Annotated in this window: 1 protein-coding gene; it reads right to left on the bottom strand. The window is 66.1% G+C overall.

What is annotated here, in order from left to right:
• Window positions 1–404 (bottom strand): FG-GAP repeat protein (locus tag J0A65_RS25665; protein WP_206597036.1); only part of this gene is annotated, 404 nt, incomplete at its 3' end.
• Between the last annotated feature and the right edge of the window lie 80 nt (window positions 405–484).

The raw sequence follows: 484 nt of genomic DNA, 5'->3' as shown, positions 1-484 counted from the left end.
AGGGCGCGTTCGGCCGGCTTGGCCTGTAGCTCCGACAGCTCGCCGCAGTTGGCGCGGTCCAGCAGGGTCTCGGGCATGTGCAGGCGCTCGAAACCCTGCCGGTCGGGGCGATAGAGGTAAAGGTGGTAGCTCGAGTTGACCATGCCCACGGGCACGCGTATGGCCAGGTCAGGATGGCCGTCGAAGTCGTAGTCGTCGACCTCGAAGCCGGGAGGGGCGTCCACCTCGTTACCCTCGGGAATGCTCAGTTCGATACGGCTGCCGTCGGGCTGCTGCAGAACGTAGCCGTCGCCCTGTTGCAGTACCTGGGCCTGCAACCCGTTCTGCGGTTCGAAGCGAGGCAGATCGGCCAGGGCACAGGCGGGCAGGAACAGCAGCCAGGCCAATGAGTGGAGTCGGGGCATGCGGGCAATCCTTTGCGGGTCGGCAGGCAGCCGCTGCTGCCTGCCGGTGAATGGGTGTTTTCAGCGCGGCAGTTCGATGC

Origin of the sequence: Bowmanella yangjiangensis, from assembly GCF_017255015.1 — a bacterium.
Lineage (GTDB): Bacteria > Pseudomonadota > Gammaproteobacteria > Enterobacterales > Alteromonadaceae > Bowmanella > Bowmanella yangjiangensis.
This window is presented reverse-complemented; position numbering and strand designations above follow the sequence as displayed.